Here is a 7,809-nt window from a genome sequence, read left to right as displayed (position 1 = left end):
AGTGCTTCCATCGTTATCGTGTCTTCTCAGCTGTGGCGCGCCCTTGAGGCGCAAAGAGAAGAGCCTACGACGCCACCCAGGGGGACTCAAGCGCAATCGCTACCGACCGGGCACGGGCGCACCCATCCTTGTGAGAAGCCGTTCTTTGGGACTACACTAGGACTCGAAAATAAAGCCCTACATCATTGTAAATAAAAGATATTATGCGCGACTACAAATTCAGGCAGAGCGATATCCCGCTTCGCCCCCGCCGCAGACGCGGACCACGCGTGTTCCCGATCCTGCTGTTGCTCACGGTGGTCGGGGGCGCTGGTTATGGTGCCTACTGGTGGTTCGAGCACATGCCTCAGGGCCAGCCCCAGGCGGTCGACACCGACGCGCGCGTCATCCCGCTGGAGCTGCCGCCGCTGCAGGCCGAGCTGACCGAACTCCCGCAGAGCGGGACGACGACCGCCCCGCGCTGACCGCACTCAGGCCGAGAACGACGACCCGCAGCCGCAGGTGGTTGAGGCATTGGGGTTGCGGATCACGAACTGGGCGCCGTGCAGCCCCTCGGTATAGTCGATCTCGGCCCCCATCAGATATTGCATGCTCATCGGATCGACGAGCAGCTTGACGCCGTCGGTGACGACCTCGGTGTCGCCGTCCTCGGTACGCTCCTCGAAGGCGAAGCCATACTGGAAGCCGGAACAGCCGCCGCCCTGGATATAGACGCGCAGCATCAGCCCCGGGTTGCCCTCCTCGGCGATCAGCTCCGCCACCTTCGAGGCGGCCGACGTGGTGAAGACCAGTGGGGCATCGGTAGCGGCATCGGCGCTCATGACATGGACATCCTCGTGATGATGGTGATGTCTGCCGAGATGCGTCCCGCCGGGAGCAGGTTCAACCACGCGCCGGACACGGCAGCGAGCGCCCAGCGCCGGGTCAGTCGATCAGCTCCAGCGGCCAGGGGAAGGAGGCGCTGGTCGCAGCCAGGCGCTCGCCATCCGGCTCGATCTGGATCACCACCAGCTGCGGGGCGAAGCCCTCGGGCAGCATGAACCAGCCCGAGCAGTGCTGATAGTGTTCGAAGTCCATGCCGATCGTCGCCGGCTCGGCAGTCAGCTCATCGAGTCGCAACCGCGCCGGCTCATCGCCGCGCACCCCCTCGATGACCAGCACCACCCGCCCCTCGACCTGCCCCACCCCGTCGACGAGCTGGGTGAGCAGGAAGTCATAGCCATAGCGACGCGGCTGCGATTGCGCCGACAGCCGCAGATCGTGTGCGCGAACCGCCCCCTTGTCACCGGCCTGCAGCAGACGCTTGAGATAGGAGAGTTCGCGCGCCTGCTCGAGCCGCGCATCCTGTGCCGCCTCCAGGCGCGACTGCAGCACCCGCACCGTCTCGCGCTCGATCGTCCGGTCGCGTTCGAGGATCAGCGCCTGCTGGCGCGCCGCATCGAGTTCGCGGGCCAGCGTCTCGCGCTCGACCGCGAGCCTGGCCAGCTCCGGGCCGAGCTCGGTGCGCGCCGGGATGCGACCGAGTTCGTAACCGACGCCGCAGGCGAGCGCGATGAAGAACAGACACGCCAGCAGCGCGAACCCACGGGCCGAGCGCTCGCCACGGCTCGTCATTGGCTCAGGGCAGCAGCGCCAGGGCATCGAGCCCGAGCGACTCGTCGAGCCCGAGCATCAGGTTCATGTTCTGCACCGCCTGACCGGCCGCGCCCTTGACCAGGTTGTCGATCACCGACTGGACCACGACCACCCCCGAGTCGCCCTGACGGGTGACGGCGATACGGCACAGGTTGGAGCCACGCACGGTACGGGTCTCGGGGTGCGAGCCGGCCGGCATCAGGTCGACGAAGGGCTCGTCGGCATAGCGGCGCGCATAGATCGCCTCGAGATCCTGGCCGGGCTCGAGTTCGCGGGCATAGAGCGTCGCTTCGATACCGCGCACCATCGGCACCAGATGGGGCACGAAGGTGAGGTTGACCGACGAAGCGGCGGCGGCGTTCAGGTTCTGGGTGATCTCCGGGCCATGGCGATGACCACCGGCGGCATAGGCCTTGAAGCTCTCGCCGACCTCGGCCATCAGCTGACCGACGTTGGCCTTGCGCCCGGCGCCGCTGACCCCCGATTTGCCGTCGGCGATCAGCCACGACGGATCGACCACACCGGCCTCGAGCAGCGGCAGCAGACCCAGCGTCACCGCCGTCGGGTAGCAGCCGGGATTGGCCACCAGACGCGCCTCGCGGATCGCCGCGCGGTTGACCTCGGGCAGACCGTAGACGGCCTCGGCCACCAGCTCGGGACAGGCGTGCGACATACCGTACCAACGCTCCCACTCGGCGATGTCCTTGATGCGGAAGTCGGCGGCGAGATCGACCACCCGGGTCCCGCGCGCCAACAGCTCCGGCACCAGCTTCATCGCCGTGCCGTTGGGGGTGGCGAAGAACACCAGATCGCAGCCGCCGAGGGTCTCGGCATCGGGCGCGCTGAAGCACAGGTCGACATGACCGCGCAGATGGGGGAAGAGCTCGGCGACCGGCAGCCCGGCCTCGCCGCGAGAGGTGATGACCGCGATCTCCACCTCGGGGTGACGCGCCAGGATGCGCAGCAGCTCGGCACCGGTGTAACCGGTACCACCAACGATTCCAACCTTAAACATGCTCAAGCCTCCATGCACGGACCAGCGAGGGGCCGCGCACGACGAGAATCCTTATAGAGGACAGCGGGCGGTGACCCACGCCATCGATCCGGCCCGACGGCGGGAAGGACGACGACCGGGGACACCGGACCTCGCCGCATCGATGATCGGGCGAGGACGGAACGCGCGGGGATCGGCGTCACGCCGATCGCGGCAGCGCGACCGACGGACTGGTGACGCACCCGGGGGGTGCTCGCCTGACGGGTTCGGCGCAAAGGCCGCCGGAAGGCGGCCTCGCGAGTGCCGGGCGGGGCCGGCACCAGCGGATCCGGGACGGGATCAGCTGCAACCGCTGCCGGAACCACAGCTGGAGCAACCACCGCCCTGGACCTGGGGGAGGTTGTTGAAGACGAAGGTCGCGGTGCCTTCGCCATCATCGGAGAAGTCGATCTCGACGCCGCGAAGATACTCCAGCGTGCCATCGTCGACCACGACCTTGAAGCCGTCGCACTCGAGCACGCCATCGTTGTCGTTGATGGCATCGGTGAAGGTCATGCCGAAGCTGACGCCGCTGCAACCGCCGGGCGAGGCGAACACGCGAACCCCCTGCACGGTCGCGTCGACCTGTGAGAACAACTCCTGCATCTTCGCCTGGGCCGGTGCCGTCAGGGTCAGCTCCGCGTCGGTGAGCGCTGCGGACATGTGGGGCGAACCTCTTCTTCAGAAAACGGAAAAATAGTTCTTGAGCATAGCAAAAGCACTCAGGGGCATCCAGCAAGCGCGCCCGGCCTCAAGCGATCGGGGGCCCCGCTCAGAGCCGACCGTCGGCGATCAGCATGGAGAGATGACGCTCGGCGTCGAGCAGATGACGCGACCAGTGCAGCTCATAACCCGCGCACCAGGCCGCCAACGCCCACTCCGGGTCCTCGTCGTAGGCACAGAGTCCGGCCTTGAGTTCGCAGTAAATGTCGGTCAGGTCATCGGCGAGGCTGCCGGACATGGCCTCGCGCCCCTCACTCGCGAGATCGAACTCGAGCCAGTAACCGTCAAGATCGGCGAGCAATCGGCGCAGATGGGAGAAGAGCTCGAAGCGGGCATCGAGATCGACCGGCGGCACGTGACCGGCACCCAGTCCAGCCGCGCTCAACGGGGCGATGAGCGCATGCAGCCTGGGCAGCAGCACCGCCAACTCGGGCAGCCAGTGCAGCCGACCACGGGTCGATGACTCGATCAGGCTGCAGTAACGGCGCACCAGCGAGACGAGCTCGCCGCAGGGCGCTTCGGAGACGGGCGATGGGCGGGTGAGGACTTCCATGCCAAGGAGTGTAGCCGAGAATGCGGCCAAGTGACCCCAACTTGATCCAACCCCTTCGATCAGGACGCGATCCTCACACCTCGACCATCTCGAAATCCTCCTTGCCGGCGCCGCACTCGGGGCAGCGCCAGTCGGCCGGGACATCGGCCCAGCGGGTGCCGGGCGGGATGCCGTCCTCGGGCCAGCCCTCGGCCTCGTCGTAGATCAGTCCACAGACAATACAGAGATAGGTCTTCATCGGGGTGTACGACCTCAGGCTACTCCGCACACCGAGCGGCCATGGTGTCGACACCCGGCCAGCACGCGCGGTTAAATACTGCCAGACACAATCGGGGGAGACCCCGCGGTTTTCAACGTCGACGACCGTCCCGACGGGTTCGGGACCGTGCCCGCGACGCGCTCGCGATCACCATCGATCGGCGGCTGATCATGCCCCTGATCGCCGCCGGGCGCAGATTCGCCGGGCAATCGTCGTCATCACGCCCGGCGCATCGACACCGGGCCTCTCGCGGAGATATCTCGAATGATCAATGACAGCCCTGAGCGGGCGGTGGTGCTCTGTATCGGCGGCCACGACCCGAGCGGCGGCGCCGGCATCATGGCCGATGCCGAAACGATCGCCGCGCACGGCGGCTTCGCGGTGAGCGCGATCAGCGCGCTGACCGACCAGGACACCTGCGGCGTGCGCGCCATCCACGCCCAGCCGGCCGAGCAGCTCGAGGCCCAGTGCCGCACCCTGATCGCCGACAGCGCGCCGCGCGCGATCAAGGTCGGGCTGCTCGGCAGCTCGCGCGCGGTCCGCGTGATCTCCACCCTCGCCGACGAGCACCCCGAGCTGCCGCTGGTGCTCGACCCGGTGCTCGCCTCGGGGACCGGCCAGCGTGTCGCCGACGCCGCGGTGCTCAACCAGCTGCGCCATAACCTGATCGCACGCAGCACCCTGGTGACCCCCAACCTGCCCGAGGCGCGCACCCTCACCGACCTCCAGGACCCGGCGCGATGCGCCGAACGGCTGCTCGGCAGCGGTGCGCGCTGGGTGTTGATCACCGGCACCCACGACACCACCGAGCATGTCACCAATCGTCTCTACGGTCGCAGCGGCGCGCGTCACCAGTGGGACTGGCCACGCCTCCCCGGCGAATACCACGGCTCCGGCTGCACCCTGGCGAGTGCCATCGCCGTGCGCCTGGCCAGGGGCGAGTCGATGGTCGATGCGGTGACCGCGGCCCAGGAGTACACCTGGAACGCACTCGATCAGGCCTTCCGCACCGGGCGCTGCCAGCTCACCCCCAACCGCTTCTACGCACAGTCGCACCCATGAGCCAGGCGTTGCACGGGCTCTATGCCATCACCCCCACCGCCCCGCACCCGCGCCCGCTCACCGAGCGCGTGGCCGAGGCCATCGCCGGCGGTGCGCGGCTGATCCAGTTTCGCGACAAGGGGACGGATGCGCGGGCGCGCGAGCAGCAGGCCCGCGCCCTGCTCGACTGCTGCCGCGCCGGCGGCGCGCGACTGATCATCAACGACGACCTCGCGCTCGCCGCACGCATCCACGCCGATGGCGTCCATCTCGGGCGCGACGACGGCGACCCGCGCGACGCGCGCGCCTTGCTCGGCGAGGGGGCGATCATCGGCGTCTCCTGCTACGACGCGCTCGAGCGCGCCCGCCGGGCGGCGGCGGCGGGCGCGAGCTATGTCGCCTTCGGCAGCTTCTTCGCCTCGCCGACCAAGCCCGCGGCGGTACGCGCCACCCCCGAACTGCTCGACGCCGCACGGCGCGAGATCCCGCTGCCGCGAGTTGCGATCGGTGGGATCACGCCACAAAATGGCGGTTTGCTGATCGCAGCGGGAGCGGACATGCTCGCCGTCGTCAGCGGAGTCTTCGCGGCGCCCGATGTCGCCGTCGCGGCCCGCGCCTACACCTCACTGTTCCCCAAGGAGTCATCCTGATGAGCCGATCCCATGAACTCTTCGAAGCCGCGCAGCGCCACATCCCCGGCGGCGTCAACTCGCCGGTGCGCGCGTTCCGAGGCGTCGGTGGCGACCCGGTGTTCTTCGAGCGCGCCGAGGGCGCCTACGCCTACGACGCCGACGGCAAGCGCTATGTCGACTATGTCGGCTCCTGGGGCCCGATGATCCTCGGCCACGCCCACCCCGAGGTGCTCGGCGCGGTCGAGGAGCGGATGCGCAAGGGCCTGTCCTTCGGCGCCCCGACCGAGGTCGAGACCCAGATGGCCGACACCGTCTGCGAGCTGGTGCCGAGCATGGAGATGGTGCGCATGGTCAGCTCCGGCACCGAGGCGACGATGAGCGCGCTGCGCCTGGCGCGCGGCTACACCGGTCGCGACAAGGTGGTGAAGTTCGAGGGCTGCTACCACGGTCACGTCGACTCGCTGCTGGTCAAGGCCGGCTCCGGCGCCCTGACCTTCGGTGAGCCCAACTCCCCCGGCGTCCCCGCCGCACTCGCCGAGCTGACCATCACCCTGCCCTACAACGACATCGCGGCGGTGCGCGAGACCTTCGCCGAGATCGGCTCCGAGATCGCCTGCATCATCGTCGAGCCGGTCGCCGGCAACATGAACTGCATCCCGCCGCTGCCGGGCTTCCTCGAGGGTCTGCGCGAGGTCTGCACCGAGCACGGCGCGGTGCTGATCTTCGACGAGGTGATGAGCGGCTTCCGCGTCTCACTCGGCGGCGCCCAGGGTCACTTCGGCGTCACCCCCGACCTCACCACCCTCGGCAAGGTCATCGGCGGCGGCATGCCGGTCGGCGCCTTCGGCGGCAAGCGCGAGATCATGGAGCACGTCTCCCCGGTCGGCCCGGTCTACCAGGCCGGCACCCTCTCGGGTAATCCGATCGCCATGGCCGCGGGCCTCAAGACCCTCGAGCTGATCAGCGAGCCGGGCTTCTACGACCGTCTCACCGCCACCACCAGCGAGCTGCTCGCCGGCCTGCGCGAGCGCGCCGCCGCCGCCGGGGTGCCCTTCACCACCAACCAGGCGGGCGCCATGTTCGGCCTGTTCTTCAGCGCCGAACCGGTCACCGGCTTCGACCAGGCGACCGCCTGCAACCAGGAGCACTTCAAGGCCTTCTTCCACGGCATGCTCGAGCGCGGCGTCTATCTCGCGCCCTCGGCCTTCGAGGCCGGCTTCGTCTCGATCAAGCACGGCGAGGCCGAGATCCAGGCCACCCTCGACGCCGCCGCCGAGGTGTTCGCCGAGATCGCCGGCTGACCCGGGGCGACCGCCCCCTCACCCGGACGGGCCCCGCCCGTCCGGGTCTTCTCACCGCCAAACCCCACCCGACACCGGCAGCCGAGCCACCGCGCCCCGGCAACTGCCGCGACCGCCACACGCACACGCAACGCAACCGCGCGCACCGAACGAAGCGCGACGCGGACACGAAACGAAAACACCGCGACAGACCTCCCTTCCCGGCCATCAACACGATCCGCCGACAGCGCCTCGAAAAGACCGGCCTCCAGGCGAATGAAACACGCCCTCGAGCCCAGCGCCGACGCACACACCTCAATCCACTCAGGGTGACATGCCGGACGGTCACGGCACGAATCATCACCGCCGCCGCTCACGACAATTCAGCAGCCACCGAAAGTCTTAAAAAATCGCCATAAAAACAGCAATATAAATTCATCGTACAGGCTTTCGCGCGCGATATAACCGGGTCCAGAACAGAGATCAACCCCCTTCGCCCTATACGAAATATTCGCTTTGCTAATTCACTCATCAACGACCTCGACAGCCTCTCGGGCGCGACCTGCAGTCATTGACGGAATGATTGCAAATTCGTTTACACGGCACTAATGTCGCCACGCATCGAGTTCCACGAGGCCTTCCATCGATGTAGT

11 protein-coding genes (1 of these 11 cut by a window edge) are annotated in these 7,809 nt (G+C 67.9%); 4 read left to right on the top strand and 7 right to left on the bottom strand.

Annotated features, from left to right (window positions below):
* On the bottom strand, positions 1-11 hold the 5' portion of the coding sequence (gene tyrS / locus ACAM26_RS04550; RefSeq protein WP_123143303.1) for a tyrosine--tRNA ligase. The gene continues 1,192 nt to the left of window position 1, outside the view; the window shows 11 of its 1,203 coding nt (coding positions 1-11); the start codon lies at positions 9-11; the stop codon falls past the left edge of the window.
* A gap of 258 nt (positions 12-269) precedes the next feature.
* Here tyrS and ACAM26_RS04545 point away from each other — a divergent pair, with 258 nt between their 5' ends.
* Positions 270-464, top strand: coding sequence for a hypothetical protein (locus ACAM26_RS04545; protein WP_190287863.1), 195 nt, complete (start codon positions 270-272; stop codon positions 462-464).
* Between the two features lie 6 nt (positions 465-470).
* Here the strand turns inward: ACAM26_RS04545 and erpA are convergent, their stop codons facing one another.
* The 6 genes from erpA to ACAM26_RS04515 form a co-directional block, all read right to left on the bottom strand.
* On the bottom strand, positions 471-821 hold the full coding sequence (erpA, locus tag ACAM26_RS04540; RefSeq protein WP_123139319.1) for an iron-sulfur cluster insertion protein ErpA: 351 nt from the start codon (positions 819-821) through the stop codon (positions 471-473).
* A 103-nt stretch (positions 822-924) separates the two neighbouring features.
* On the bottom strand, positions 925-1,614 hold the full coding sequence (locus ACAM26_RS04535; protein ID WP_123143304.1) for a DUF6776 family protein: 690 nt from the start codon (positions 1,612-1,614) through the stop codon (positions 925-927).
* A gap of 4 nt (positions 1,615-1,618) precedes the next feature.
* Positions 1,619-2,650: an N-acetyl-gamma-glutamyl-phosphate reductase gene (argC, locus tag ACAM26_RS04530; RefSeq protein WP_132228068.1), complete on the bottom strand. Its 1,032-nt coding sequence runs from the start codon at positions 2,648-2,650 to the stop codon at positions 1,619-1,621.
* 318 nt (positions 2,651-2,968) lie between these two features.
* The gene (locus tag ACAM26_RS04525; RefSeq protein WP_005221723.1) at positions 2,969-3,331 is read right to left on the bottom strand and encodes an iron-sulfur cluster assembly accessory protein; all 363 of its coding nucleotides are present in this window, start codon (positions 3,329-3,331) and stop codon (positions 2,969-2,971) included.
* Positions 3,332-3,440: 109 nt separating this feature from the next.
* Positions 3,441-3,944 (bottom strand): DUF5063 domain-containing protein, encoded by a 504-nt coding sequence (locus tag ACAM26_RS04520; protein ID WP_123139316.1) that lies wholly within the window; start codon positions 3,942-3,944, stop codon positions 3,441-3,443.
* A gap of 73 nt (positions 3,945-4,017) precedes the next feature.
* On the bottom strand, positions 4,018-4,182 hold the full coding sequence (locus ACAM26_RS04515) for a rubredoxin (protein ID WP_062276931.1): 165 nt from the start codon (positions 4,180-4,182) through the stop codon (positions 4,018-4,020).
* Positions 4,183-4,467: 285 nt separating this feature from the next.
* On the opposite strand from ACAM26_RS04515, the gene ACAM26_RS04510 reads away from it, so the two are divergent.
* Genes ACAM26_RS04510 through hemL form a run of 3 tightly spaced genes read left to right on the top strand, consistent with a single transcriptional unit; the run spans position 4,468 to position 7,177 of the window.
* The gene (locus ACAM26_RS04510; RefSeq protein ID WP_123139315.1) at positions 4,468-5,265 is read left to right on the top strand and encodes a hydroxymethylpyrimidine/phosphomethylpyrimidine kinase; all 798 of its coding nucleotides are present in this window, start codon (positions 4,468-4,470) and stop codon (positions 5,263-5,265) included.
* Complete coding sequence (thiE, locus tag ACAM26_RS04505) at positions 5,262-5,894, top strand: thiamine phosphate synthase (RefSeq protein ID WP_123139314.1); 633 nt, start codon at positions 5,262-5,264, stop codon at positions 5,892-5,894. The genes ACAM26_RS04510 and thiE overlap by 4 nt, the downstream gene beginning before the upstream one ends.
* On the top strand, positions 5,894-7,177 hold the full coding sequence (gene hemL, locus ACAM26_RS04500; RefSeq protein WP_062276924.1) for a glutamate-1-semialdehyde 2,1-aminomutase: 1,284 nt from the start codon (positions 5,894-5,896) through the stop codon (positions 7,175-7,177). The genes thiE and hemL overlap by 1 nt, the downstream gene beginning before the upstream one ends.
* Positions 7,178-7,809 lie beyond the last annotated feature (632 nt).

It is taken from the genome of Marichromatium sp. PS1 (assembly GCF_041155115.1).
Classification (GTDB): Bacteria; Pseudomonadota; Gammaproteobacteria; order Chromatiales; family Chromatiaceae; genus Marichromatium; species Marichromatium gracile.
This window is presented reverse-complemented; position numbering and strand designations above follow the sequence as displayed.

Coding starts and splice junctions, on each gene's coding strand:
- erpA (WP_123139319.1), bottom strand. CDS start 821: ATGAGCGCCGATGCCGCTACCGATGCCCCACTGGTCTTCACCACGTCG.
- ACAM26_RS04535 (WP_123143304.1), bottom strand. CDS start 1,614: ATGACGAGCCGTGGCGAGCGCTCGGCCCGTGGGTTCGCGCTGCTGGCG.
- argC (WP_132228068.1), bottom strand. CDS start 2,650: ATGTTTAAGGTTGGAATCGTTGGTGGTACCGGTTACACCGGTGCCGAG.
- ACAM26_RS04525 (WP_005221723.1), bottom strand. CDS start 3,331: ATGTCCGCAGCGCTCACCGACGCGGAGCTGACCCTGACGGCACCGGCC.
- ACAM26_RS04520 (WP_123139316.1), bottom strand. CDS start 3,944: ATGGAAGTCCTCACCCGCCCATCGCCCGTCTCCGAAGCGCCCTGCGGC.
- ACAM26_RS04515 (WP_062276931.1), bottom strand. CDS start 4,182: ATGAAGACCTATCTCTGTATTGTCTGTGGACTGATCTACGACGAGGCC.
- ACAM26_RS04510 (WP_123139315.1), top strand. CDS start 4,468: ATGATCAATGACAGCCCTGAGCGGGCGGTGGTGCTCTGTATCGGCGGC.
- thiE (WP_123139314.1), top strand. CDS start 5,262: ATGAGCCAGGCGTTGCACGGGCTCTATGCCATCACCCCCACCGCCCCG.
- hemL (WP_062276924.1), top strand. CDS start 5,894: ATGAGCCGATCCCATGAACTCTTCGAAGCCGCGCAGCGCCACATCCCC.